This is a genomic window from Candidatus Accumulibacter cognatus (assembly GCF_000584975.1).
Classification (GTDB): domain Bacteria; phylum Pseudomonadota; class Gammaproteobacteria; order Burkholderiales; family Rhodocyclaceae; genus Accumulibacter; species Accumulibacter cognatus.
Window position 1 is genome coordinate 14,713 of sequence record NZ_JDST02000004.1, and the last position, 24,654, is coordinate 39,366.

Here is a 24,654-nt window from a genome sequence, read left to right on the forward strand (position 1 = left end):
GTCGCTGATTGAACACGACCTTGTGGTAGAGTGAAAACCTGTGCCTTGTGCTGGAACCTGCCATGACGCTTGCCCAACATTTTGCCGCCTACAGCGAATGGCGTGCGCGCATCTCCGGAGTGCTTGAAAAGTTCGCAGGTTGGCTCGTCGAGAACGAATTGACAGACGCGCAGATCGATCGGCGCATTGCCCAACTGCGTGACAAGTTACGAGAAGATCGCCTGCATGTCGCATTTGTCGCCGAGTTTTCACGCGGCAAGTCGGAGTTGATCAACGCCATTTTCTTCGCGGGTTACGGCAACCGCATTCTGCCCTCGACAGCCGGACGTACGACGATGTGCCCAACCGAGTTGATGTACGACCGAGCGAAGCCGCCATCGATCGAACTGTTGCCCATAGAGAGCCGTGAATCCAACAGCAGTATCAGCGAATACAAGCACTTGCCTGGCCAATGGGAACGAATCCCGATCGACACCAGCTCCGCTGAAGCCATGCAGGAGGCGCTTCGCCATGTCAGTGACGTCATCCGCGTCGACCTGGCAATGGCCAAAAGACTCGGCTTTGCCATGACGGATGGCGAGCTTGCCACGTTGCGCATCGATGAACAGGGTGACGTCGAAATCCCGCGCTGGCGACATGCGATCATCAATTTTCCGCATCCCCTATTGCAGCAGGGACTGGTCATCCTCGATACCCCCGGTCTCAACGCGATTGGCACGGAACCCGAACTGACTCTGTCCCTGCTGCCCAACGCGCATGCAGTACTCTTCATTCTGGCCGCTGACACCGGGGTGACTCAGTCCGATCTGATGGTCTGGCGCGAATACATCGGCACCCCCGTTGGCCGCAAGAAGGGCCGCATCGTCGTGCTCAACAAGATCGACAGCTTGTGGGACGAACTCAAATCAGCGGAAGAAATCGACGCGGAAATTACCAGACAGGTCGACACCTGCGCGTGGGCCCTTGATTTGCCGGAGGATCAGATTTTTCCGGTTTCGGCACAAAAGGCGCTGGTAGCCAAGATCAATGATGATCCCGAATTGCTCCAGCGCAGCCAATTGACGAGGCTTGAGCGTGCCCTTTCCGAGGAGTTGATCCCGGCCAAGCAGGAGGTCGTTCGCGACAACATCCATGTCGAGTTTGCCGATTGTCATCAGCGGACCCACAGCCTGCTTGAATCGCGCCTCGCCGGTCTGCGCGAACAGCTTGGCGAGCTGGCGGATCTTCGAGGCAAGAACAAGGGTGTCGTCGAGTACATGATGGGCAAGGTGCGAGGCGAGAAGGAGGAATTTGAATCCGGTCTGCAGCGCTACTACGCGGTGCGCAGCGTCTTTTCACAACTGAGCAACAAGCTTTTTGCGCATCTCGGGCTGGATGCATTGCGTCTGTTGAGCACCTCGACGCGTGATGCGATGGTGACAGCCACCTTTTCCAGCACGCTAACCAGCGCGATTGATCGCTTCTTTACGGTTGCGCGCGGCAATCTCGCCAGTTCGAGAGCAGAGGTCGCAGAAATCATGACGATGATGGAGGCCATCTACAAGAAATTCGCTGTTGAACATGGTCTCAAATTAGGGACGCCGACCGCTTTCTCGCTGCAGAAGTACGAGAAGGAAATCGACCGCCTCGATCAATGGTGCCATACCCACATCAATTCTGTTTTCCAGTTGCTGACGCACGAAAAGAGCCAGCTCACGCAACGCTTCTTCGAGGAGGTGGCGGTGCAGGTACGCAAGGCTTTCGAGCATGCCAATCGTGATGCCGAAACATGGCTGAAGGCGATCATGTTGCCGTTGGAGGTTCAGATTCGCGAACATCAGATTCAACTCAAGCGCCGGCTGGAAAGCATCAAGCGGATTCACCAGGCGACCGATTCGCTCGAAGAGCGGATCGATGAACTGGAACAGGTCGAGAGCAAGCTGCTGCTGCAGTTGACTGTACTTGGTCAGATCAGAGACAATTTTCGCGAGATCCTGCAGCAGACGGTGAACCGCGAGGAGATGCTAAGCGTTGCCTGAAACAGTGACCGGAGGGCTCGAATCGCCATGACCGTGGGCCGGGGCGGAGAATCCTGGCAGATGCAGATGAGGAGATTCGAAGTTGCTCTGGTGGTTGTCATATGTTGCGCTGGGTCTGTTTACTGGTTTCTTTGCCGGCATGCTCGGCATTGGCGGCGGACTGGTGATGGTCCCTGCGTTGACCATGATGTTTGCCAGCCAGGCGGGCTTCCCGCCGACGGAAGTTCTCCATCTGGCCCTTGGAACCGCGATGGCGGCGATCCTGTTCACCTCGCTGGCCAGTCTGCGTGCGCATCACCAGCATGGTGCGGTGCTGTGGAAGATCGTCGCCCAGATCACGCCGGGAATTCTTGTCGGGACGCTGCTTGGCACGCTCTTCGCCGCGAGTATCCCGGCCAAACCACTGGCCGTTTTTTTTACGGCTTTCGTCTGCTGCGTGGCCGTTCAGATGATCCTCAACCTGAAGCCGAAAGCGGCACGCGAGTTGCCGGGTGCCGGCGGCGTGTTTGCTGTCGGCAGCGGCATCGGTGCGGTGTCGGCGCTGGTCGCCATAGGTGGTGGTGCGTTGACCGTGCCCTTCCTGACCTGGTGCAATGTGCGCGTGCAGCATGCCATCGGCACTTCTGCGGCGGTCGGTTTTCCGATCGCGCTGGGCGGCTCGCTGGGCTACATTTTCAATGGCTGGGGGCACGCCGAGCTGCCACCATGGAGTCTCGGCTACGTATATCTGCCGGCCCTGATCTGGCTGGTGCCGGCGAGCATGCTGACAGCCCCGCTCGGGGCGAGACTGGCACACCGCCTGCCGGTAGCCACCTTGAAACGTGTTTTCGCCGGTGTCCTGATCCTGCTGGCGGCCAAGATGCTGTGGGGACTCTTCGTCGGAAAGGGGTGAGCAACCCAAAGGGGGTGCAGCGGGCTGGTCGTCGGAGTGAGTGATCAGCGACCAGTGAACTGCGGTTTGCGTTTTTCGCGAAAAGCCGACAAACCTTCGCGGTAATCTTCGCTGTCGAGGAAAGCGAACGAAGCGCGCAGTTCCTGCTCGCCGAGTGGCCGGTCGTGCTGCAGCCGGCGCACCCACTGTTTGTGCCAGCGGGCGACCAACGGCGCGCCTTCGCAGATCCGCCGGGCACTCGCGTAGGCTTCCGGAACGACCTCGGAATCGCTGACGACACGCGTGACGAGGCCCTTGGACAGGGCTTCTCCTGATCCGAGAATGCGCCCTTCGAGCAGAATTTCGAGCACCGTCGCCGGCCCGGCGAGACGCAGCAGACTCGCCATTTCGACGGGATACATCGAGAATCCGAGCTTGTTGATCGGCGCCCCGAAGCGCGCCGACTCCCCACAGATGCGCAGGTCACACTGCGCGGCGATCTCCAGCCCGCCCCCGATGCACGCCCCCTGCACCAGCGCGATCGTTGGGTGACGACAGTCGAAAACCGCCTGCAGGGCGGCGCCTGCCTGTTCATGATAGGCCATTGCACGTTCCAGGGTATCGCGCTGGCTCAGGAACTCATCGATGTCACCACCCGCTGCGAAAGCCTGCTCACCGTCGCCACGCAGCACGACACAGCGCACCTGCTCGTCTCCAGACAGCTCGCTGACCACTGCAGCCAGAGTCCGCCACATCGCCAGGTCGAGCGCATTGCGTTTGCCCGGATTGGCCAGCGTGACGGTCGCGATGGCAGCCTCACGCGTGCAGAGGATGTTGCCGGTCACGCCACCCATTCCTGATGAACGGAACTTCTGACCAGAGCCTCCCGTCCGGACAGGATGTGATCGTGCATCAGGTTCTGTGCACGCGCCGCGTCACCGGCCTTGATGGCCTCAAGAATGGTAGTGTGTTCCGCCAGAGACTGCTGAAGACGACCTTCGATGCTCAGCGAAAAGAGGCGCGTCAGCTTGAGCACCTTGCGCAGATCCTGGATTACCTGCTGTAGCCAGCGGTTGCCGGACAATTCCTGGATGCGGGCGTGAAACTCCTGGTTCGCCACGAAGAACCGTTCGATCTGATTGGTGCCCGCGAAGCGTTCGAGTTGTCGGTGGATCGTTTCGAGTCTGGTGATCTGCTCGGGCTGTACGCGCTTCGTCGCTTCGAGTGCGCAACGTCCTTCTAGCATTGCCATCAAGGGAAAAATCTCGTCCAGATCCTGCTCGGAGATCTCGGTCACGTAACAGCCGCGGCGTGGCTTGAGCGTCACCAATCCTTCGGCAGCGAGAACCTTCAGTGCTTCGCGCAAAGGGGTCCGACTGATGCCGTAATCGACGGTCAACAACTGCTCGTCGATACGCGTTCCCGGCGGCAGTTCGTGAGAAAAGATGCGCTGCCTCAGCCTTTCGGCGACTTCCTGGTAGAGGGCGGTCTGAGCTATACGACTCGCAACCATTGATCTTTTTTCGCGGCCTTGTTCATGTCCCCCAAGGGACCTTGCTTTCATAATTATGGATACAGTATTATTCGTTGAACGGGGTGTCAAGCATTAAAATAATCTGCGCAGCGCGACCCCCCGGGCATCATGGCTCGTGCGTCCTCAGCGGAAGTGCCCCCTCAATCCACAGATTTCTCGAAAGGTTCCGTCATGTCCAACGCGAACAATGCTGCAAAAAATGATTCTGCAAATCTCGATGCCTGGAAGAAGGCTGCCACCAAGTCGGCGCCTGGTGGGAATGTCGACGCACTGAACTGGGTGACGCCGGAAGGAATCGTCGTCAAGCCGCTGTATACCAAGGCCGATGTCGAAGGTCTGGAGTACACCGACACGCTGCCCGGTCTGGCTCCCTTCGTGCGCGGCCCGCAGGCAACGATGTATGCCGTGCGTCCGTGGACGATTCGTCAGTACGCCGGCTTCTCGACCGCCGAAGCATCGAACGCTTTCTACCGCAAGGCCCTGGCCGCCGGCGGTCAGGGAGTCTCTGTGGCTTTCGACCTGGCGACACACCGCGGTTATGACTCCGATCATCCGCGCGTCACCGGCGATGTCGGCAAGGCGGGTGTGGCAATTGATTCGGTCGAAGACATGAAGATCCTCTTCGACGGTATCCCGCTCGAAAAGATCTCGGTGTCGATGACCATGAATGGCGCCGTGTTGCCGATCCTCGCTGGTTACATCGTTGCTGCCGAAGAGCAGGGCGTACCGCAGGATAAGCTCTCGGGGACGATCCAGAACGACATCCTCAAGGAGTTCATGGTTCGCAACACCTACATTTACCCGCCGAAACCGTCGATGAAGATCATCGCCGACATCATCGGCTACACCGCAAACCATATGCCGAAATTCAACTCGATCTCGATTTCGGGTTATCACATGCAGGAAGCGGGCGCCACGCAGGCGCTCGAACTCGCGTTCACGCTGGCTGACGGACGCGAGTACGTCAAAACGGCGATTGCCTCCGGCCTCGACGTCGACTTCTTTGCCGGCCGCCTGTCGTTCTTTTTTGCCATCGGGATGAACTTCTATCTCGAAGTGGCCAAGCTGCGCGCCGCCCGTCTGCTGTGGTGGAAGATCATGCAGGAGTTTTCGCCGAAGAGTCCGAAATCGATGATGTTGCGTACCCACTGCCAGACTTCGGGCTGGTCGTTGACCGAACAGGACCCATACAACAACGTCGTGCGAACCACCATCGAGGCAATGGCCGCAGTTTTCGGCGGCACGCAGTCGCTGCACACCAATGCCCTCGATGAAGCAATCGCACTGCCGACCGAATTCTCGTCGCGCATTGCACGCAACACGCAACTGGTCATTCAGGAAGAAACGCATATCACCAACGTCATCGATCCTTGGGCCGGCTCGTACATGATGGAGAAGCTGACGCAGGATCTGGTCGATGAAGCCTGGAAGATCATCGAGGAAGTCGAGGCGATGGGCGGCATGACACATGCTGTTGAATCCGGCTGGGCGAAGATGAAGATCGAGGGCTGCGCGGCCGATAAGCAGGCGCGTATCGATTCCGGCAAGGACGTGATCGTCGGCGTGAACAAGTACAAACTTGCCAAGGAAGACATGATCGATATTCGCGATATCGACAACAACGCCGTCCGCGATGCGCAGATCGCGCGCCTGAAGTCGGTGCGCGCAAGCCGTGATTCCGACCAGGTCAACGCTGCGCTTGCCGATCTGACGCGCTGCGCCGAAACCGGTGAAGGCAATCTGCTCGACTTCACGGTCAAGGCGATGCGCTTGCGGGCCACGGTTGGCGAAGTCTCGGACGCCATGGAAAAAATCTTTGGCCGTTTCCGCGCCACGCAACAGACCGTCTCGGGGGTCTATGGCGCAGTCGTCGAAGGAATGGCCAGTTGGGAAACGCTCAAGGCCGAGATTGCCCAGTTCAACGAAGAAGAAGGCCGTCGGCCGCGGATCATGATCGCCAAACTCGGCCAGGATGGCCACGACCGGGGGGCCAAGGTGGTCGCCACCGCCTTTGCCGACCTCGGCTTCGACATCGACGTCGGCCCGCTCTTCCAGACCCCCGAGGAAGCCGCCCGTCTGGCGATCGAGAACGACGTGCACGCCGTCGGTGTCTCCTCGCTCGCCGCCGGACACAAGACATTGTTGCCGGCACTGGTGCAGGCCCTCAAAAATCAGGGAGCAGACGACATCATTGTCTTCGCAGGCGGCGTGATCCCACCGCAGGACTATGACTTCCTGTTCGCCGCCGGCGCCAAGGCCATTTTCGGTCCCGGTACCCGCATCGAGGACTCGGCGATGACCGTCCTCGCGGAAATCCGCAAGGCCCGTGCGCAAGTGACTGCCTGAACGGCGTGACCTCCAGCAAAGGGGATGGACATGACCAGCGCGTCCGCCGGCAGTCTCACGGCTGCCGATCAGCACCTCGTCGATGGCGTGCTTGCCGGTCGCCGGCGGGCGCTGGCAAAAACCATCACCCTCGTCGAGTCGACCCACCACGATCACCATCGGCGTGCGCGGCAGGTGTTGGCAGCACTGCTGCCACACACCGGACGAACGATTCGGGTCGGCATCTCGGGTTCGCCGGGTGCCGGCAAATCGACCTTCATCGAATCACTGGGTGTCCACCTGATAGAAGCCGGCAAGCGTGTTGCCGTTCTTGCCGTGGATCCTTCGTCGTCGGTCTCCGGAGGCTCGATCCTCGGTGACAAGACGCGCATGGAGCTGCTCTGCCAGCGCGACGAAGCGTTCATCCGGCCCAGCCCTTCCTCGGGATCGCTGGGGGGAGTCGCCGACAAGACGCGTGAAGCCATGCTGGTCTGCGAAGCCGCCGGTTTCGATGTCATCATCGTCGAAACCGTCGGCGTCGGACAATCCGAAACGACGGTCGCCGGCATGGTCGACGTTTTCGTTTTGCTGCAATTGCCCAATGCCGGCGACGATCTGCAGGCGATCAAGAAGGGGATCGTCGAGATCGCCGACCTGATCGTCTTCAACAAGGCCGACATTGATGAGCGTGCCGCCGCCTTCGCGCGTGGGCAGATGAAAGCGGCGTTGACGATGCTGCGCAGCGCCAGCCCGAACTGGCGTCCCCCGGTTCTGACCGTGAGTGCGCTTGCCAAGCGCGGTATCGCCGAATTCTGGGCCGAGATCGAGCGTTTTCAGCGCACCCTGACCGCCAGCGGCGAATTCGAAGAAAAACGCCGTAGGCAGGCCGTCGACTGGATGTGGAGCCTGATCGATTCCGGTCTGCGCCGCCATTTCCGTGCCCACCCGGCAGTGCGCTCGGCGCTGCCGGAACTGTTGAGCGACGTTGCCGAAGGGCACACGACGCCTGGCGCAGCCGCAGCACGCCTGCTGGCCTTTGTGAAGCACTGATGACAAATTCCGAGAGCCTCCGACTTGTTTGAGTAGTTCTGATTGACGCGACCGTTAGGGAGTAGAACATATGCACGACATCATTCGCCAGCTTGCAGAAAAGCGCGCGGCGGCCTGTCTGGGTGGTGGCCAGAAGCGTATCGACAGCCAGCACAGCAAGGGCAAACTGGCTGCCCGCGAACGCATCGAGCTCCTGCTCGATAGTGGCTCGTTCGAAGAGTGGGACATGTTCAAGGAGCACCGTTGCAACGACTTCGGCATGGCCGCGCAGTCGGTCCCCGGCGACGGGGTGGTGATCGGCTGCGGCACCATCAACGGCCGCCTGATGTTCGTTTTCTCGCAGGATTTCACCGTTTTCGGCGGTTCGCTGTCGGAGGCGCATGCCGAGAAGATTTGCAAGGTCATGGACCACGCGATCAAGGTCGGGGCGCCGGTGATCGGCCTCAATGATTCTGGAGGTGCGCGTATCCAGGAAGGCGTGGCTTCGCTCGCCGGTTATGCCGATGTGTTCCAGCGCAACGTTCTTGCCTCGGGCGTGGTGCCGCAGATCTCGCTGATCATGGGACCGTGCGCAGGGGGGGCAGTCTATAGTCCGTCGATGACCGATTTCATCTTCATGGTCAAGGATTCATCGTACATGTTCGTCACCGGCCCGGAGGTGGTCAAGACGGTGACGCACGAAGACGTCACTTCCGAGGAACTCGGCGGCGCGATCACCCATACGACCAAATCCGGCGTCGCCGACCTGGCTTTCGAGAACGATGTCGAAGCCTTGATGATGATTCGCCGGTTCATCAGTTTCCTGCCATCGAACAATCGTGAGAAGCCTCCCCGTCTGCCGTCGCAAGACCCGGCCGACCGTCTCGACTTCTCGCTCGATACGCTGGTCCCCGACAACCCCAACAAGCCGTATAACATCAAGGAACTGATCATCAAGATCGCCGATGATGGCGACTTCTTTGAGCTGCAGCGCGAATACGCCAAGAACATCGTCATCGGCTTCGCGCGCATGGATGGTTCCACCGTCGGTATCGTCGCCAACCAGCCGCTGGTTCTCGCCGGCTGCCTGGATATCAAGAGTTCGATCAAGGCCGCGCGCTTCGTTCGTTACTGCGATGCCTTCAACATCCCGGTGGTGACCTTCGTCGACGTTCCCGGCTTCATGCCCGGGACCGCGCAGGAATACGGCGGGATCATCAAGCATGGCGCCAAGCTGCTCTACGCCTACGCCGAATGTACGGTGCCGAAGATCACCGTGATCACCCGCAAGGCCTACGGGGGGGCCTACGATGTGATGGCGTCGAAGCACCTGCGCGGCGATGTCAACTTCGCCTGGCCCTCTGCCGAAATTGCGGTGATGGGACCGAAAGGCGCGGTCGAGATCATCTTCCGCGAAGAGAAGGGCGACCCGGCCAAGCTGGCGGCGCGCGAGGCCGAGTACAAGGCCAAGTTCGCCAACCCCTTTGTCGCCGGCGCACGTGGCTTCATCGACGATGTGATCATGCCCAACGAGACCCGCAAGCGCATCTGCCGTTCTCTGGCCATGTTGCGCAACAAGCAGCTGGAAAACCCGTGGCGCAAGCACGGCAACATTCCGCTTTGATCGACGGGGAGAAATAGAGATGTTCAAGAAAATACTGATCGCCAACCGCGGCGAGATCGCCTGCCGGGTCATGAAAACCGCCAAGAAAATGGGCATCAGGACGGTTGCGGTCTATTCCGAAGCCGACAAGGATTCGATGCATGTACTGATGGCCGATGAAGCGGTATGCATTGGCCCAGCAGCTTCCAAGGAGTCGTACCTGGTGATCGACAAGATCATCGACGCCTGCAAGGCAACCGGTGCCGAGGCGGTTCATCCTGGCTACGGCTTCCTTTCCGAGAACGAAGAGTTTTCGCGCCGCCTCGAGGATAACGGGGTCATCTTCATCGGCCCAAAGCACTACTCGGTGGCTGCGATGGGCGACAAGATCGCTTCCAAGAAGCTGGCGCAGGAAGCCAGGGTCAATACCATCCCTGGCTACAATGCCGAGATCGTCGATTCGGCGCAGGCCGTCGAGATCGCCAAGGGAATCGGCTATCCGGTGATGATCAAGGCATCTGCCGGCGGCGGCGGCAAGGGGCTGCGCGTCGCATTCAACGACAAGGAGGCTTTCGAGGGTTTCGAGGCCTGTCGCAATGAAGCCCGCAACAGCTTTGGCGACGATCGCGTGTTCATCGAGAAATTCGTCGAAGGACCACACCACATCGAGATTCAGGTGATCGCCGACTCCTTCGGCAATACCGTCTACCTGCTTGAGCGCGAATGTTCGATTCAGCGGCGGCACCAGAAGGTTCTCGAAGAAGCCCCTTCGCCGTTCATCGACGACAGCATCCGCAAGGCAATGGGCGAACAGGCGGTCGCGCTCGCCAAGGCCGTCAACTATCAAAGCGCGGGCACCGTCGAGTTCGTCGTCGGTTCGGACAAGTCGTTCTATTTCCTTGAAATGAACACGCGCCTGCAGGTCGAACATCCGGTGACCGAAATGATTACTGGCGTCGACCTCGTCGAACTGATGATCCGCGTCGCTGCCGGCGAAACCCTGCCGTTCACGCAGGACGACATCAAGCCCAACGGCTGGGCGATCGAGTGCCGGATAAACGCCGAAGACCCCTTCCGCGGCTTTCTGCCCTCGGTGGGTCGCCTGGTCAAGTACCGGCCGCCGGAGACCGCTGAAGGACAGGTCCGGGTCGATACCGGCGTCTTCGAAGGTGGCGAGATTTCGATGTACTACGACTCGATGATTGCCAAACTGATTTGCCATGGGGCAACACGGGATCAGGCGATCAGTCGCATGCGCGACGCGCTGAATGCTTTCGTGATTCGCGGCATTGACTCCAACATTCCTTTCCAGGCGGCGTTGATGCAGAATCCGCGCTTTCTGTCGGGGGTGTTCACTACCGCCTTCATCGCTGAAGAGTATCCCAGCGGCTTTGTCGCTACCGACGTGGTGCACGACGATCCGGGGCTGCTCGCCGCACTGGCGGCCTTCGGCCGCCGCCGTTACATCGATCGCGCGGTCCAGGTCAGCGGCCAGATGCCAGGTCACCAGCGCAAAGTCGGCAGCGAGTGGGTTGTCCAGATGGAGGGCAAGGACTACCCGGTGGTTGTCACACCGATCCCCGGTGGCTACTCGGTGACGCACGGGGCCGATCGCTACGATCTCGTTTCCGACTGGAAGTTCGGCGAACTCGTCTTTCGCGGTACGTGTAATGGCACACCGATTTGCCTGCAGCTCGAGCGCATCGGTCTCTTGTATCGAGTCGTTCACTTCGGCAAGCAGGTCAAGGCCACGGTGATGACCGCCAATGCTGCGCGCATGCTGGCACTGATGCCGAAGAAGCTGCCGCCGGACCTCTCGAAGTTCCTGCTCTCGCCGATGCCCGGCTTGCTGCGCGAGGTTTCGGTTGCCGCCGGACAGCAGGTCAGCGCCGGCGAAAAGCTCGCGGTCATCGAGGCGATGAAGATGGAAAACGTGCTCAAGGCCGAACTCGATTGCAAGGTCAAGAAGGTCGTCGCTAGCCCCGGCGAGAGCCTGTCGGTGGATCAGGTGATCATCGAGTTCGAATAGGCCTGCGGTTGTTGAAAAGGCAGGTTCCAACCATCAAAGCCCGCCGTCAGGCGGGCTTCCTGCATCCGCAATCGCGCTGCGGATAGCGACGGGCTGCGCTGGGTCATGCCCCTGATTGATGAAGGATATCGCTACAAAATGACAATTTTGACGGAAGGTGGCCGGCACCAATTGCTCGGACTTTACGACTCGCCCTTTGTGCGTCGCGTCGCGGTCACGATGCAACACTACGGGATTCCCTTTGAGCATCTGTCTCTGTCCGTGTTCCGGCACATGGATGCAATGCGGCCACTCAATCCCCTGTTCAAGGTGCCGATGCTGACACTTCCAAGTGGTGAGAAACTCTATGAGAGCGCGTATATCCTCGATTATCTCGACGAGCTGGCGGCAGAGCGCGGAATTACCGCGCTCACGCCGCGTAGCGGGCCGGAGCGGCGGCAGATACAGCAACTGATGGCCTTGGCGATCGTCGCCACCGAGAAAGCGGTGGCTATCGAGTACGAACGCAAACGCCCGGGCGAGTTGCAATGGTCCGAGTGGACGAAGCGCCTGCGCGGCCAGATGCGACAGGCTTTCGACATGCTCGAAGAACGACTGGACAGCGATTTCCTGGTCGGCGGTCGCCTGACGCAGGCCGACATCACCACGGTTTCCGGGATCGGCTTCGTTCGTTACGTATTGCCGCACGAGTGGCCAGAGGGGGATTATCCCGCACTCGCCGGGCTGGTCGACAGGCTCGAAGCCAGCCCGGCGTTCAAGGCCGTGCCGCTCGACGAATGAGTCAAGATCATTGCCTTTCGTCATTCAAACCGAGTACCCACGGCCCGAAAGTTTCCCTGCCAGTACGGCACCGGCACTGAATGCCGGGCCGGGCGCAAAGTTCCGCAACTTTTACTGAGGACGTTGAGCCGCCCGGGTCGCAGGGGCATTCAATGTTCCCCATAACGCTGTCCGTTGATCAGGTTATACTGGGGATCATCGTCTGGCAGGTAAGGTTGATGGACTGTTGTCGTTCCGCCGCTGGCCGGAAAGAGGGCTTTAAGTGGACTCGGGTTATGGCATGAAAAATGCTGCGAGTAAGGCCAGAGATTGTCCGTTGTATTCAATTCACCGTAAGGTTCTGGTCCCCATGAGTAGATGGCAAAGTGGTTTCACGCTGATTGAGCTGATGATCGTGGTGGCGATCATCGGGATTCTGGCGGCCATCGCACTTCCCCAGTTTACCGAATACGTGAAAAAGGGGGAGGATAAAGCCGCACAGGCCGACGCTCGTCACCTCTTGTTGCAGGCCACTGCTGCGAGCTTCAGCCCATAGCCTTGGTTTTCAAGTCAACTGTGCGTCATCGTCGAGTCTGATTATGTTGGCTCGCGAAAGCGGGAACGCGGGGGAACTTGGTCAGCGCCCACGGCTATCAGGAATCTTATTTCATCATGTTATATCATGCGGTAAGATGCAATGGCCAAGTGGAGAGCCATCACCTGACAATTTTCGTCAGGCAGATGACGCGAAAAGATTGTCCTGAGCGGTCGTACGGGTTGGAAAAGGCAATTTTGCGTGACTTCACAGCCTGGCATGGAAAATGCTGGACGTAATCCAACGGGTTGTCCGTTGCACTCACCGGAAGGAGTTCAAGACCATGAAGAAGCTGCAAAAAGGTTTTACACTGATCGAGTTGATGATCGTCGTGGCGATCATCGGTATTCTGGCCGCAATCGCGATCCCTCAGTTCACCGAGTACACCAAGAAAGGTGAAGACAAGTCTGCACAGGCAGACGCACGCAACCTGCTGACGGCGGCTGTCGCCAACTCGACCTTGTAGCCTGACGTTTTATTCGGAGATTTCGTATGAACAATATCAGTATGAAAAATGTGATTATGGGTTCGGTTCTCGCCGTCGCAGCCGTGACATCTCTGTCTGCCAATGCAGTAACCATTTGTGCTGGAGCTGAGGCAAAAAATGGCGCTTCGGTCGCGACGGGTTCTTTCGTGAAGGTTGCGTTCACGCCCAAGTGCTCGGCGAACGTATTTCTTGATGGAAATGATAAATCGAGCACTGTTTATAATGTGTCGTCAGGTTCAGCAAAAGGGAAGAAGATATTTGCCGGTTCAACTGTTGGTGGCGCCGTTGCTGCGGTGCCTGGGGATTGCCCGTCTGACGGATGTACAGCAACTTTGGTCACAGCTAAGGTAGACGCGGCTGAAGGTTCCTAAGGCTCGGTTCTCCTGAGAAAGCGGGCGTGCCGTAGGGCGCGCCCTTATTTTTGGCTGACACGCATGCTTGAGTTCACCCTTTCCGGCCTACGTTCCGGCCTGCGCGGAAGAAGTTTTCACGCGGTCTTCCTGCTGGGGGTGCTGCTGATCGGCGTCGCCTATCTTTCGGGCTTTTTCTCGCCACGGCAGCCGCAGACAGTGGCCCTCGACGTCGGCTTCTCGGGAGTCCGCTTTTCACTCGTTCTGCTCAACCTGTTCTGGGTTCAGGAACTGGTCGCCCGCGAGATCGACCGGCGAGTCATCCTCTTCTCGCTGGCCTATCCGGTTGCACGCGGTGCTTTCCTGGTCGGGCGTTTTGCGGCCGTGCTGATCCTGTCGGTATTGGCGGCGACGGTACTCGGCTTTCTTCTGCTCCTGGCGGTGATGATGGTCGGCGGGGGCTATAGTCAGGAATTTCCACCGGCCCTGGGCTTATCCTTCTGGAGTACCGTCGCCGGATTGGTGCTCGACGCGGCCGTGGTGGCGGCCTTCGCCCTGTGCATCGCCGCGCTGTCGACCGTTTCGGTCCTGCCGCTCGCGCTGGGGGCGGCTTTTGCCGTCGCCGGCAAGGCGCTGGGGGCGACCGTCGCCTACCTGACGCAGGGGGCCGACGGCGACCAGGAACTGTTCGCGAGCTATAATCCGCTGATCCAACTGATCCAGTGGGTGCTGCCGGATCTCTCCCGGCTCGACTGGCGCGAGTGGTCGATGTATCAGTTGGCACCCGATGCCGAGATGGTTTTCTGGTCGGTGACGATGGCCGTTGCGTACATTGTCCTGCTTCTGCTCGCCGCCAGTCTGTTGTTCGCGAGGCGAGAGTTTTCCTGATGCGGCGTTTACCGATGGCGATGATCGTGTTCGCCGGCGTCCTGTCGGCGTTCGTCTATGCCTGGGCGCAGCAGCGTTTGTCCGGCCTGCCCCGGGCGACGGCGATCCCGGAGCTGCTGATTTCGCTGCCGCGCTTTGCGCAGGTCCTGATGGCCGGGGGCGATCGTTACCTGGCGGCCAATCTGGCGGGATTCCGCGTGCTGGTTGCCGACACCAGCCGGATGAGTGCCGAGGATTATGCGGTGCAGGGCAAGCTGCAGCGCGACATCGCCTGGTTCAACCCGGCGCACGAAGACAATTACTACATCGCCGCGGCGATTCTCCCCTGGAACGGCCAACTGGACGCGGCACAATACGTCCTGCGCCGATCTTCGGAGGCGCGGACCTTTGACTGGTACCCGCTGTTTCAGTACGGTTTCCTGTTCTATCACTTTCGCAAGGACCCGGCGACCGGCGCGCAGTGGCTGCTCCAGGCCGTCCCGCGCGTCAAGACCCAGCAGGATGAGTGGGCGCTGCAGAATGTCGCGGCCCTGTGGATCGAGAAGGGTTATCAGACCGCCAATGCGGCGGGAATGGTCGAGGCGATGGCCGCAGACTCTCCGCCGGGGGCTTTTCGCCACTACCTGCAGGTCAGGGCCAGGCGACTGCGTGATCTGGCGACCCTGCAGAACGCCGTCACGCTTTTTCGCGAGCGTCACGGCAGGGGAGTGGAAACATTGCAGGACCTGGTGAGCAGCGGCTTGCTCGCCGAGCTTCCCAAAGACCCGCTGGGGTATGGCTTCGGCCTCGACGCTTCGGGGTGGCCGATGTTGAATGCAACGCCTTCGAGTACAAAATGATGCTGCCCGCGATTGCCATCGATGATCTTGAAAAAAAATATCCGAGAAGGTGGCGGTCGGCGCCGGTGGTCGCGCTCGGCGGCGTGTCGCTGACCGTCGAACCGGGCGAGGCCTTTGGTTTCATCGGCGCCAATGGCGCCGGCAAGACGACGACGATCAAGATCCTGATGGGGCTGATCCGGGCAACGCGCGGAAACGCGCGCATCTTCGGGACTTCCGTTGCGCAGCCGGAGGCTCGCCTGGGCCTGGGCTATGTTCCCGAGAACCCCTATCTTTATGACTATCTGACGCCACTCGAAATCCTCTCGATGGGCATGCGGCTGCATCGGGTTCAGGTCAGTGCGCCGCAAAGCCACTGCCTGGCCTGGCTCGACCGCCTGGGTCTGGCGCAGGTGGCGGGCAAGGCGATTCGTTCCTTTTCCAAGGGAATGACGCAGCGGGTGGCGATCGCCCAGGCCTTGTGCATCCGTCCACGGCTGTTGATTCTCGACGAGCCGCTGTCGGGTCTCGACCCGATCGGTCGCCGCGATGTGGTGGATATCCTCACCGAGTACAAGCGCGGCGGTGGCACCCTCTTTCTGACCTCGCATGTCCTGCACGACGTGGAACGACTGGCCGATCGCTTCGGCCTGATCCACCAGGGCGTCCTGCGCGCGGTTCGGTCGCCGGCCGAACTGACCGGGGACCAGGAAATGGTTCTGGTGCGCACCTTCGGCCAGACGCCGGTGGCCGGGATGCGTGAGGATTTCTCCGGGCGCTGGATCGGTGAAGTGCCGCGTGCCGCCCTATGGGAACGCCTCGAAGCCTTGCGGAATGCCGGGCATGTCGTGTTGGAACTGCGCCCCAGCCTGTCCCTGGAGGTGGCCTTCATGCGTGCGGTCGGACAGAAATGAAGGGTTCCCGGAAGAAATCTCCGCCAGTCGGCGTCAGACGTTCACCGCTGGACCCGGCCAGCCTGGCGCTGATGCGCCTGGTCGAAGCGGTCAGGTATCCGGAGGTGGAAGCGGCGGCACGCCGTATCCTCGACGGCCGCCCGAGTCATCCACTGGCCTTGAAGGCGCTGGGCTTTGCCCTGATCGGGCAGGCGCGTTTCGAGGAAGCCTTGCCGATCGTCCGTTATTCTCTCGAACGCAATCCCGATGACCCGGAAGCGCACAACAATCTCGGTATCGTTCTCTCCGCGCTGATGCGCTGGGACGAGTCGATCCGGTGCTTCGCTCGCTCGCTCGAAATCAAGCCTCGCGACCCCGAAGTGCTCAAGAATTACGGCGTCGCCCTGTCGAGGATGCACCAGTGGGACGAAGCCGTCCCGTATTTTCTCAAGGCCATCGAATACCACCCTGGGGATTATGTGGAGGCAATCGAGCAGCTTGCCAGCGCCTTGCTCGCCAGCAATCGCAACGACGAAGCCTGGACCTGTTTCAACGAGCTGTGGAAAAACGACCGGAGCAACGCCGCCATTCTGTCCCAACTCCTTACGGCCAGTCTCAAGAGATGCGATTGGGACGAACTGGAAGCCCGGCTGCTCACGCTCCGCTCCTTGACTGCAGATTATCGCTCGCTCACGGACAACCCTTTTGTCGTCCTGTCGTTCCCCGGAGTTTGTGCCGAAGAACAGCTCCGGGTCGCCGCAAACTTCGCTGGCCACAGCATCCCGGCGAGTGTGCTCGATGCCCCGGACCTGCACTTGGCAGTCGGCAGGGAAGGGCCGCTGCCGCGCTCGCGGTTACGGATTGCCTACCTGTCTGCCGATTACAAGACGCATCCGGTCGGGCAGATCATGCCGCAGGTCATCGAGCTGCACGATCGAGCGCAGGTCGAGGTGTTCGGGTATTCGATTGGCGTCGATGATCACAGCGAGATCAGGAAGCGCCTGAGCGCAGCCTTCGATCATTTCGTCGATTTGCGGGACTGCAGCGTGATCGAGACCGCAAACCGCGTACGTGCCGATGAGATCGACATCCTGGTCGATCTCAATGGCTGGACCGCCGACGGACGCCTCGAGGCGCTGGCGCTTCGCGCTGCCCCGGTGCAGGTGACCTGGCTCGGTTATGCCGGCACCACCGGGCACCCGAAACTGGCCGACTATCTGCTCGGCGATCCGGTGGTGACGCCCTTGCAGCACGAGCACTGCTATACCGAAACACTCGCCCACCTGCCGAACTGCTATCTGCCGGCGGACACCTCGATCGCCCTGGGTCCTCCCCCCTCGCGGCATGCTGCCGGGTTGCCGGACGAGGGCTTTGTTTTTTGCTCGTTCAACAACAGTTACAAGTTCAACCCAAAGGTCTTCGACCTCTGGTGCCGGCTTCTGTCGGATGCGGGAGAGAGCTGCCTGTGGTTGAGTCAACCGGGAGGGACTGCACAGGATCGCTTGCGCAAGGAATTCGAAGTCCGGGGCGTCGACCCGGCGAGGCTGATTTTTGCACCGCGAGTGGAGGCTCGAGCGGACCATCTGTCGCGCCTGCAACTGGCCGATCTGGCGCTCGATCCGTTTCCGTACAATTCGCATTCGACGGGGCTCGATGTCCTGTGGGCGGGGGTCCCGATGGTCGCGCTGCTCGGGGACACTTTTCCTGGACGAGTGGGGGCCAGCCTGCTGCGCGCGTCCGGCCTCGAAGAGTTGATCACCACTTCCCCCGATGAGTACCATCAGCTGGCCCTGGCGCTGGTTCGTAACCCTTTGCGCCTGCACGCACTGCGGGCGAGACTGGCCGAAAACAGGCGGCACTGTGCGCTCTTCGACATGCCGGGTTTTGTTGGCTCGCTGGAAAAGGTGTATTTGCGGATGTGGAACGACCATCTGCAGGGCGCCAGGACGCCTGTGGTCTGATCGTCGGCCCGAATGAACGTGAAAGTCGCGTCAGCGACTCACGAATCTCCCCCTCTCCACTCGCGGGGGAAAGGGAAATGGTCATGGCTTTCATGGTCGGGGTTGCCTGGAAAAGTCATGACCGTTAGTGGTGACCCGCCCGACGCTGGGTGGAACTCGGAACAATGGCCGGATCACGGAGGAGCAGTCGCACGTCCGCCCGATCGAGTCGGCCGATGTAGTGTGGAGGGAATGATCCGTGCTGCTGGTCGACCAGGGTGTGCTCATAATTCGGTAGCCAGCGCCGCACAATCATCGCACGACCAAATTCATGAGATGGTGTAAAGGCGCCGATGCTCAGCATGGCGACAATCAGCCAGGGTCTGGAGCCGTCGGCAGGCGGGCTGTTCCCGGGTTGAAAGAGGGTCAGCGTCAGGATCAGCAGCATGATCAGCGAGGGCGTCGAAACCCGCAACAGCAAGTCGTTGGAAGGGCCGAACACCCCTAGCGGCAGCAGACTCAGAGTGGCCATCGAGATCCACAGGATGCCGTGCGAATGCCGTAGCCGCGATGCCAGGAGCAGCGACAGTGCGCCGAATTCCAGCAGGATGAACACCAGGTAGCTCGACAGAAACCCCTTGGCAGCTCCCGCTTGCTGGAGACTGCTGGTGGCCGGTATGTCATCGATGTTCAGAGTCAGGAAACGGCCCATCCAGGCCATGACGAGAATCGTGGTCATCAGCGGTGTCAGGGAGATTCGCTGGTTTCGGGAGACGCCATACTGCAGTACGCTGAGCAGGAAAAAAGGGGTGAGGCCCAGCAGCGCAAAGGGTGTCCACAGGAGCAGCAGCGCGCCGAGAAGCAAGGCAAACGGCAGGAATGCAGGATTTTGCCAGTGCCGATAGAAGAGGGCGGCTCCCAGCCAGATCGGCAGGGCATGATTCGGTGCCCAGAAGAGCTGCCCCGAAAGCGAGGGGTAACTGAACCGGGTCCACCATTCAAGCCTGACCGGGAACTCTGGCCATTCTCCCCAGTAGGTCAGCGCACCGAGCAAGTCCATGCCGCTGAAGAGCACGACCAGGAGCAACAGCAGCAGCAGCCGCAAACCGAGTCGCTGCGGCAGCGGCAGGCTGTGTAGAAAAAGGGTTGTGCCCAGGGCGGTCCACAAATACAGCGCCAGATCCACGACCTGGATCCCCAAAGCCTTGGCAAGCAGTGCTGCCGGCAGGAAGTACCCGATCGCTGAGCGGAGGATGTAGTGCACCCCCTCCCTGAACGCGTAGGAGACCGGCCAGTCGCCATAGGTCAGATCCCCGAGAACGGCATCGCGCGCCTGCCAGTCGATGGCAGCAGCGACGAAATGCCCTGCGCCGCCAAAGGCACACCAGACCAGCGCGGCAGTGACGAGCGTCAGGCCTACCGAACTGCGGTAAGGCCATCGCCAGACGACCTGTCGCCAGTCAATCGCAGTTCCGACTGAGCAGGCCAGCAGCAATGAAAAGAAGAAGGCGAATGGCCAGCGTAGCCAACCGATAAAAAAGATGAAGTTGGGCAGGGCAAGGTAGGCGAGAACGGCGATCGACAATGAATCGAGTGGCCGAACGGAGTTGTCACAGTCGTGTGATAACAGGCGGGTCAGGAGCGTCCTGGCCGTCAATCCGAGCGAACCATCCGATCGCGCGCCATCAAGCGGGAGGGGAGGCATCGAAGTTGACCCGTTCCTTTTCAACCACCAAAGGCCTCTTCAACACCTGAGTATGGATCGCGGCGATGTATTCGCCGAGGATGCCGATGAAGAAAAGCTGCACCGAGGCGAAGAAGAAGAAGCCGATCAGCACGGGCGCAATACCGACTGAAAACTGCTCCCAACTCAACAGCTTGTAGACGAGGTAGGCGATGGCTACGAGCAGGCTGAGCGCCGAAAGCGCGAATCCGCTCATCGTTGCCAGGCGGATCGGTATCTTCGAGTGACTGGTGATGCCGAGGATGGCCATATCGTAAAGCGTATAGAAATTGTTCTTGCTGATGCCGCGGCTGCGCCGGGGCTGCACGAAAGGGATTTCCGCATGTTCGAAACCGATGTCGGCAATCAAGCCGCGAAAGTAGGGATAAGGATCGTCCATCTGGCGGATAACTTCGATCACCGCCCGGTCATAAAGACCAAAGCCCGTGAAATTCGGGATCAGCCGGGTGTCCGAGATGCGTCCGATGGTGGCATAGAAGAACCTTCGAATGAAGGACATGGCCGTGGTGTGGTGGCTGCTGGGCTTGACTCCGGCAACGACACGGTAGCCTTGTTCCCACTGGGCAATGAATTCGGGAATCAGTTCCGGCGGCTCTTGCAGATCAGAGGCCATGGCGATCACCGCATCACCACGCGCCTGCAGCAGGGCATGGATCGGTGAGCGAATGTGGCCGAAATTGCGGGTGTTGACGATCAGTTTGACGCGTTTGTCCCGCACCGCCAACGCCTTGATTTTGTGGACGGTGCCGTCGGTAGATGCGTTATCGATGAAGATGTGCTCGTAGTCGTAAGCGGGGAGCCGTTCGAGTTGTGCGCGAATACGCGCATGCAGCTCGTCGACGTTGTCCTCTTCGTTGAAACAGCCGGTCACGATACTGATCAGTTTCATTGGGTCCGATCGTGTCGAAACAGCGCGTGATCCGGTCAGAGTCCGCGTTGATAGATGAGAGCCTTGAGCTGCTCATTGTCGGCGTACGGGCTGTCGATCATGTCGATCAGGATCGCGCCATCCGCTGTGACGTCGCAAAGCAACAGCTCGCCACGCATCAGTTCGCGGCAGGAGATCTGACCTTTCTGCAGGGGAATCGCGAGGTAGACGTCTTCATCGCCGAGCGCGTGTCCTTGTCGGAGATCCCGTCGGGCATAGACCCCGCGGACCAGGGCATTGAGATAGGCAATTTCCTGACTCGGTGGAATGCGCTTCTGGGTACCTGGTGCGCCGCACATTTCGACGACCCGTCGATGCGTCCTGAACCATTGGTCGATCTGGTGTGGCAGGCTGCAATACGCGGCAACCGGGCTGCCGTCAGTGGCGATGTCGATATGCCGTTCAAAGGTACGAGCGCCCTTGGCATAGGCAATGGCAATCGAAGTCTGCCAGTCCCGATGTTCGTGTGTAGAAAAGCCGATCACATTGTGAGGATAACGTCGGCGCAGGAAGTCCACCTGATTCAGTTCGATTTCGTGGTTCTCGGACGGGTAAAGCGAGACGCAATGATTGATCGCCAGCGGAATTCCACGCCGGTTGAAGAACTTGACGAGATCGTCGACATCTTTCAGGGACGAACCGCCCGTGGATGCGATCACCGGACACTTGGTGCTGGCGATCTTTTCGATCAACACCCAGTCGTTGATGTCGGAACTGGCGATCTTGATGATCTCGACGCCCAGTTCGACGCACAGGTCCACCGAGACTTCGTCGAATGGCGTCGCCATCGGGATGCAACCGGCCCGCCGGATGGCCGTCGTCAGCCTGGCGTATTCCGCCTTGGAGAGGCGGCTGTCGAGCGTTCGCCGGATGTAGCGGATATCCGTGCGTTCGCGGAACTCCTTGTGGATGAAGGCTTCGACGTCGCGGAACTGAAGCTTGATCGCCGCCTTGACATTGTTGAAGCGGACAATTCGCGAAAAGTCGGTGACGATCCGCAATCCGCGTTCAAGACAGCCCTGGTGGTTGTTGGCCAGTTCGAGGACGAACAGGTCTTCAAAGATCTCCGAAGCTTGCGACTGCTGCGAATGGCTCATGGTCTGGCGGGTGAAGGGATGAAGCATCAATCTAGCATGTTCGGGGCCGGTTTGTCGCGCGCATGCAAGGAGAAGGCGCGATGCAAAGAGAGGCCGAGGCGTCTGCGAGGAGTATATTCAGCCCGCAGTCGCGAGCGATGACACTGGCGAACTCAACACGCGTCCATTGGCTTGATGGCCAGCGTACCCGCGGGTACTGCAGCCAGAAAACCCTCGATACACTCCGAAACCGGCTCTTCGCGAAACAGCGGAGTGAGAAAGCTGGTATCCAGATAGATCATTCGGCATCCCGCAATTGGCGCACGATGCCCGCACTCCGTTCGGTCCAGGCGGGCACCATCTTGCGTAAAGTAGCCAATTGTTTGATCGGAAGAGGCTGCTTCGTTTTCTCGGCTGGCGATACCCTGGCAACGGCGCGACCATGACGGGTGATGACGAATTCTTCGCCGGCTTCCACCGTATTCAGTAATTCGCGGAGATGTGCTTTTGCTTCGGCCAGACTTACGGTACGCATGTTGCTCTCCAGCTAATGACCAATCATAGGGTCATATCGGGCAATTGTTGAGGTTCCGGCAAGACGGCACGGCTGGAGGCCGGGGATCATGAATTGGAAAGCATGTTACGGGCCAATTCCGCAGGTTCGAGAAAAGGGTACATGTCCTCGAGCGGCGCCGAGACGATGCTGCCATCGTCAAGCTGGCGCGAACTCATCCGGGGTTCGAACTGCTGCGTCTCGTCGAGCACGACCTGGCATAAATGCGGGCCGGGTGCGTCGAGAAGTGTCGGAAGCCGCTCGGCGAAGTCAGCCGAGTCGAGGCGTGACGCCGGAATCGCAAAGGCGGTGGCGATGGCAACGAAGTCGGGCAGTGAAACGCCCGAGTCAGGGTCTGCGCCGGCTACACGCCGGAAGAAGTTCATCTGCGAACTGCGTATCGACAGATAGCCGTGGTTGTCGAGCACGAAGATCTTGATCGGCAAGCGATGCTGGGCAATCGTCTGGAGTTCCTGCAGGTTCATCATGATGCTGCCATCACCGGCGAGGCAGACGACGCGGCCTTGCCTGCCGCGGCTGGCGACCGCGCCGAAGTAGGCGCCGATCGCTGCCGGCAGGTCGTAGCCCATCGATGCGCTGCCCGAGTTCGAGAACATGCGCATACCGTGCTTGATCGCGCCGGCCTGGAATGGGAGGATGGTTGCGCTGGCGTTGCCGCAGGCGACGATGTCGTCTTCATCGAGGCAGTCGAAAAGCGCCTCGACGAAGTGGTAGGGATTGATCCGGCCCCTGAACTCGCGGTGTTTCGGCAACACTGCCGGGTAAGCAAAGAAGCGCTGCCGGCACCAGGCGAGCCAGTGCTCGTGCTCGGGGTTGCGCGGCAGCGGCCTCTCGGCGAGCTGCGCGTTCAGCGCCACAAGGAAATCGCGGAGGTCGCAGCAGATGGCGAGGTCGGGCCGAACCAGCGGTTTTTCCAGTTCGGCGGCGTCGATGTCGACCTGGATCTTGAAAGCGCGTGCCGCGAAACCCGGCCAGTTGTAGCTCACCTGGCGGATATTGAGGCGGCTACCGAGGATCAGCAAGAGGTCCGCATTTTGCACCGTGAAATTGCCGGCACGGGTACCGATGGTGCCGGGGCGACCGCAGAACAGCGGGTCATCGGTGGCGATCAGATCGTGGGTCCAGGCCGTCGTTACCGGGATGCCGAGGCGGTGAATCAGCGTTGCGAACTCCTCGTTCGCATGCGCCGCACGTACACCGGTTCCGGCGAGAATGACCGGGCGGCGGGCCTGGCCCAGCCGCTTGATCAAAGCATCCAGCTCGACATCCGAAACCCTGTGCCCAGGTTCTTGCGGATGAACGAAGCGACGCATGCCGGCTGGTTCCATCTTCGCACTCTGCACGTCGATCGGGATATCGAGCCAGACCGGGCCGGGTCGGCCCGAAGTCGCGAGATGCAGCGCCTGATCGAGATGCCAGGCGAGGTCATCGGGGGAGTCGACAATCGACGCGTACTTGGTGATAGCACTCACCATCGGAATGATTTCGCTTTCCTGGTCGCCCAATTGACGCAAGCCGCGAACCGGTGTCGTCGCCAGACAGGTGGCGCGCTTGACCTGGCCCGAGAAGACCACCATCGGTACCGAATCGGTCCAGGCGCCGAAGACGCCATTGATCGCGTTGATTCCGCCGGGACCGGTGGTGACGTTGAGGATGGCCGGCTTGCCGGCGATGCGGGCGTAGGCTTCGGCGGCCATCGCTGCCGCCTGTTCGTGGTGGAAAAACACGGGCGTGATGTCGGGATGATGACAGAGTGCATCATTCAGGAACATCGCCCCGCCACCGGTGACGAGGAAGACATGGCGGTAGCCGTGGTCGGCCATGGATTGAGCCAGGTAATTGGCTACGGTGATCATGGGCAGGTCTGATCCGTGGGGATGAGCAAAGGCGCAATATTCCTGGAGTCTGTCACGCAGGTATCGAGGCTGGCCACCGGGACCGCAGTAATCCCATCGCTGAGCGGCCGAGGCGCGCCTTCACCGTGGCAGATCACATGAAGCTGTTCCAGGTTCAGTGCCTCGCGAGCGGGTCGCATCGCGGCGGTGACCTTTGGGAAGCGAGTGAGCTTGATTTCAAAGCCCACGCCCTGGCCATTCCGGAGGATGAGCAAGTCCAGTTTGGCGCCGGTATGGACACCCCAGAAATAGGCTTCGCCCCGAGGTGCGCCGCTGCGACGAATGAGCTCGCGCACAA

The 24,654-nt window shown here is 60.2% G+C and carries 23 protein-coding genes; 14 read left to right on the top strand and 9 right to left on the bottom strand.

From position 1 onward, the window contains the following. Positions 1-62: 62 nt before the first annotated feature. Together AW06_RS00980 and AW06_RS00985 are read left to right on the top strand one after the other, a co-directional pair. Positions 63-2,018, top strand: coding sequence for a dynamin family protein (locus tag AW06_RS00980; protein ID WP_034944149.1), 1,956 nt, complete (start codon positions 63-65; stop codon positions 2,016-2,018). 82 nt (positions 2,019-2,100) lie between these two features. Beyond that, complete coding sequence (locus AW06_RS00985) at positions 2,101-2,910, top strand: sulfite exporter TauE/SafE family protein (protein ID WP_034944152.1); 810 nt, start codon at positions 2,101-2,103, stop codon at positions 2,908-2,910. Positions 2,911-2,954: 44 nt separating this feature from the next. Here the strand turns inward: AW06_RS00985 and AW06_RS00990 are convergent, their stop codons facing one another. Further along, the gene (locus tag AW06_RS00990) at positions 2,955-3,734 is read right to left on the bottom strand and encodes an enoyl-CoA hydratase-related protein (protein ID WP_273704267.1); all 780 of its coding nucleotides are present in this window, start codon (positions 3,732-3,734) and stop codon (positions 2,955-2,957) included. Next, positions 3,731-4,402, bottom strand: coding sequence for a GntR family transcriptional regulator (locus tag AW06_RS00995; protein ID WP_034944155.1), 672 nt, complete (start codon positions 4,400-4,402; stop codon positions 3,731-3,733). Before AW06_RS00995 ends, AW06_RS00990 begins: the two co-directional genes overlap by 4 nt. A gap of 192 nt (positions 4,403-4,594) precedes the next feature. Between AW06_RS00995 and scpA the strand changes: the two genes are divergently transcribed. The 12 genes from scpA to AW06_RS19615 all read left to right on the top strand — a co-directional run bounded on the left by scpA (position 4,595) and on the right by AW06_RS19615 (position 18,160). Then, positions 4,595-6,769 (top strand): methylmalonyl-CoA mutase, encoded by a 2,175-nt coding sequence (gene scpA / locus AW06_RS01000; protein ID WP_034944158.1) that lies wholly within the window; start codon positions 4,595-4,597, stop codon positions 6,767-6,769. Positions 6,770-6,799: 30 nt separating this feature from the next. Continuing rightward, a complete protein-coding gene (meaB, locus tag AW06_RS01005) occupies positions 6,800-7,798 on the top strand; it encodes a methylmalonyl Co-A mutase-associated GTPase MeaB (RefSeq protein ID WP_138678184.1) in 999 nt (332 codons plus the stop codon). A 70-nt stretch (positions 7,799-7,868) separates the two neighbouring features. Beyond that, a complete protein-coding gene (locus AW06_RS01010; RefSeq protein WP_034926362.1) occupies positions 7,869-9,401 on the top strand; it encodes an acyl-CoA carboxylase subunit beta in 1,533 nt (510 codons plus the stop codon). A 19-nt stretch (positions 9,402-9,420) separates the two neighbouring features. Next, positions 9,421-11,409, top strand: coding sequence for an acetyl-CoA carboxylase biotin carboxylase subunit (gene accC / locus AW06_RS01015; protein ID WP_034944164.1), 1,989 nt, complete (start codon positions 9,421-9,423; stop codon positions 11,407-11,409). Between the two features lie 138 nt (positions 11,410-11,547). Next, positions 11,548-12,189, top strand: coding sequence for a glutathione S-transferase family protein (locus tag AW06_RS01020; protein WP_034944268.1), 642 nt, complete (start codon positions 11,548-11,550; stop codon positions 12,187-12,189). A gap of 349 nt (positions 12,190-12,538) precedes the next feature. Next, positions 12,539-12,724: a prepilin-type N-terminal cleavage/methylation domain-containing protein gene (locus tag AW06_RS01025; RefSeq protein WP_034944271.1), complete on the top strand. Its 186-nt coding sequence runs from the start codon at positions 12,539-12,541 to the stop codon at positions 12,722-12,724. Positions 12,725-13,046: 322 nt separating this feature from the next. Continuing rightward, entirely contained in the window at positions 13,047-13,229 is a 183-nt protein-coding gene (locus tag AW06_RS01030) for a prepilin-type N-terminal cleavage/methylation domain-containing protein (protein WP_034944168.1), read from the top strand. Between the two features lie 26 nt (positions 13,230-13,255). Then, positions 13,256-13,621: a hypothetical protein gene (locus AW06_RS19610; protein WP_138678187.1), complete on the top strand. Its 366-nt coding sequence runs from the start codon at positions 13,256-13,258 to the stop codon at positions 13,619-13,621. Positions 13,622-13,684: 63 nt separating this feature from the next. Then, positions 13,685-14,488, top strand: a complete 804-nt coding sequence (locus AW06_RS01035) for an ABC transporter permease (protein WP_034944170.1) — start codon at positions 13,685-13,687, stop codon at positions 14,486-14,488. Then, positions 14,488-15,327, top strand: a complete 840-nt coding sequence (locus AW06_RS01040) for a hypothetical protein (protein ID WP_138678188.1) — start codon at positions 14,488-14,490, stop codon at positions 15,325-15,327. Before AW06_RS01035 ends, AW06_RS01040 begins: the two co-directional genes overlap by 1 nt. Beyond that, positions 15,324-16,220 (top strand): ABC transporter ATP-binding protein, encoded by an 897-nt coding sequence (locus AW06_RS01045; protein ID WP_246148667.1) that lies wholly within the window; start codon positions 15,324-15,326, stop codon positions 16,218-16,220. The genes AW06_RS01040 and AW06_RS01045 overlap by 4 nt, the downstream gene beginning before the upstream one ends. Further along, positions 16,217-18,160, top strand: coding sequence for a tetratricopeptide repeat protein (locus AW06_RS19615; protein ID WP_273704268.1), 1,944 nt, complete (start codon positions 16,217-16,219; stop codon positions 18,158-18,160). Before AW06_RS01045 ends, AW06_RS19615 begins: the two co-directional genes overlap by 4 nt. A gap of 124 nt (positions 18,161-18,284) precedes the next feature. On the opposite strand, the gene AW06_RS01055 is transcribed toward AW06_RS19615, so the two are convergent. The 7 genes from AW06_RS01055 to AW06_RS01080 form a co-directional block, all read right to left on the bottom strand. After that, on the bottom strand, positions 18,285-19,844 hold the full coding sequence (locus tag AW06_RS01055; protein WP_034944176.1) for a hypothetical protein: 1,560 nt from the start codon (positions 19,842-19,844) through the stop codon (positions 18,285-18,287). After that, a complete protein-coding gene (locus tag AW06_RS01060; protein ID WP_034944179.1) occupies positions 19,825-20,772 on the bottom strand; it encodes a glycosyltransferase family 2 protein in 948 nt (315 codons plus the stop codon). Before AW06_RS01060 ends, AW06_RS01055 begins: the two co-directional genes overlap by 20 nt. Positions 20,773-20,807: 35 nt before the next feature. After that, entirely contained in the window at positions 20,808-21,935 is a 1,128-nt protein-coding gene (locus AW06_RS01065) for an N-acetylneuraminate synthase family protein (RefSeq protein WP_273704269.1), read from the bottom strand. A gap of 125 nt (positions 21,936-22,060) precedes the next feature. Further along, a complete protein-coding gene (locus tag AW06_RS19620; protein ID WP_138678192.1) occupies positions 22,061-22,189 on the bottom strand; it encodes a type II toxin-antitoxin system VapC family toxin in 129 nt (42 codons plus the stop codon). After that, positions 22,186-22,422: a type II toxin-antitoxin system prevent-host-death family antitoxin gene (locus tag AW06_RS01070; protein WP_034944190.1), complete on the bottom strand. Its 237-nt coding sequence runs from the start codon at positions 22,420-22,422 to the stop codon at positions 22,186-22,188. Before AW06_RS01070 ends, AW06_RS19620 begins: the two co-directional genes overlap by 4 nt. An 86-nt stretch (positions 22,423-22,508) precedes the next feature. Beyond that, the gene (locus AW06_RS01075) at positions 22,509-24,317 is read right to left on the bottom strand and encodes a thiamine pyrophosphate-binding protein (protein ID WP_034944192.1); all 1,809 of its coding nucleotides are present in this window, start codon (positions 24,315-24,317) and stop codon (positions 22,509-22,511) included. After that, positions 24,314-24,652: a hypothetical protein gene (locus AW06_RS01080; protein WP_273704270.1), complete on the bottom strand. Its 339-nt coding sequence runs from the start codon at positions 24,650-24,652 to the stop codon at positions 24,314-24,316. The genes AW06_RS01075 and AW06_RS01080 overlap by 4 nt, the downstream gene beginning before the upstream one ends. Between the last annotated feature and the right edge of the window lie 2 nt (positions 24,653-24,654).

Bases quoted from the DNA above. Each gene is read 5' to 3' on its own strand.
- AW06_RS00980 (WP_034944149.1), top strand. From the start codon at position 63: ATGACGCTTGCCCAACATTTTGCCGCCTACAGCGAATGGCGTGCGCGC.
- AW06_RS00995 (WP_034944155.1), bottom strand. From the start codon at position 4,402: ATGGTTGCGAGTCGTATAGCTCAGACCGCCCTCTACCAGGAAGTCGCC.
- scpA (WP_034944158.1), top strand. From the start codon at position 4,595: ATGTCCAACGCGAACAATGCTGCAAAAAATGATTCTGCAAATCTCGAT.
- meaB (WP_138678184.1), top strand. From the start codon at position 6,800: ATGACCAGCGCGTCCGCCGGCAGTCTCACGGCTGCCGATCAGCACCTC.
- AW06_RS01010 (WP_034926362.1), top strand. From the start codon at position 7,869: ATGCACGACATCATTCGCCAGCTTGCAGAAAAGCGCGCGGCGGCCTGT.
- accC (WP_034944164.1), top strand. From the start codon at position 9,421: ATGTTCAAGAAAATACTGATCGCCAACCGCGGCGAGATCGCCTGCCGG.
- AW06_RS01020 (WP_034944268.1), top strand. From the start codon at position 11,548: ATGACAATTTTGACGGAAGGTGGCCGGCACCAATTGCTCGGACTTTAC.
- AW06_RS01025 (WP_034944271.1), top strand. From the start codon at position 12,539: ATGAGTAGATGGCAAAGTGGTTTCACGCTGATTGAGCTGATGATCGTG.
- AW06_RS01030 (WP_034944168.1), top strand. From the start codon at position 13,047: ATGAAGAAGCTGCAAAAAGGTTTTACACTGATCGAGTTGATGATCGTC.
- AW06_RS19610 (WP_138678187.1), top strand. From the start codon at position 13,256: ATGAACAATATCAGTATGAAAAATGTGATTATGGGTTCGGTTCTCGCC.
- AW06_RS01035 (WP_034944170.1), top strand. From the start codon at position 13,685: ATGCTTGAGTTCACCCTTTCCGGCCTACGTTCCGGCCTGCGCGGAAGA.
- AW06_RS01040 (WP_138678188.1), top strand. From the start codon at position 14,488: ATGCGGCGTTTACCGATGGCGATGATCGTGTTCGCCGGCGTCCTGTCG.
- AW06_RS01045 (WP_246148667.1), top strand. From the start codon at position 15,324: ATGATGCTGCCCGCGATTGCCATCGATGATCTTGAAAAAAAATATCCG.
- AW06_RS19615 (WP_273704268.1), top strand. From the start codon at position 16,217: ATGAAGGGTTCCCGGAAGAAATCTCCGCCAGTCGGCGTCAGACGTTCA.
- AW06_RS01055 (WP_034944176.1), bottom strand. From the start codon at position 19,844: ATGCCTCCCCTCCCGCTTGATGGCGCGCGATCGGATGGTTCGCTCGGA.
- AW06_RS01060 (WP_034944179.1), bottom strand. From the start codon at position 20,772: ATGAAACTGATCAGTATCGTGACCGGCTGTTTCAACGAAGAGGACAAC.
- AW06_RS01065 (WP_273704269.1), bottom strand. From the start codon at position 21,935: ATGCTTCATCCCTTCACCCGCCAGACCATGAGCCATTCGCAGCAGTCG.
- AW06_RS19620 (WP_138678192.1), bottom strand. From the start codon at position 22,189: ATGATCTATCTGGATACCAGCTTTCTCACTCCGCTGTTTCGCGAAGAG.
- AW06_RS01070 (WP_034944190.1), bottom strand. From the start codon at position 22,422: ATGCGTACCGTAAGTCTGGCCGAAGCAAAAGCACATCTCCGCGAATTA.
- AW06_RS01075 (WP_034944192.1), bottom strand. From the start codon at position 24,317: ATGATCACCGTAGCCAATTACCTGGCTCAATCCATGGCCGACCACGGC.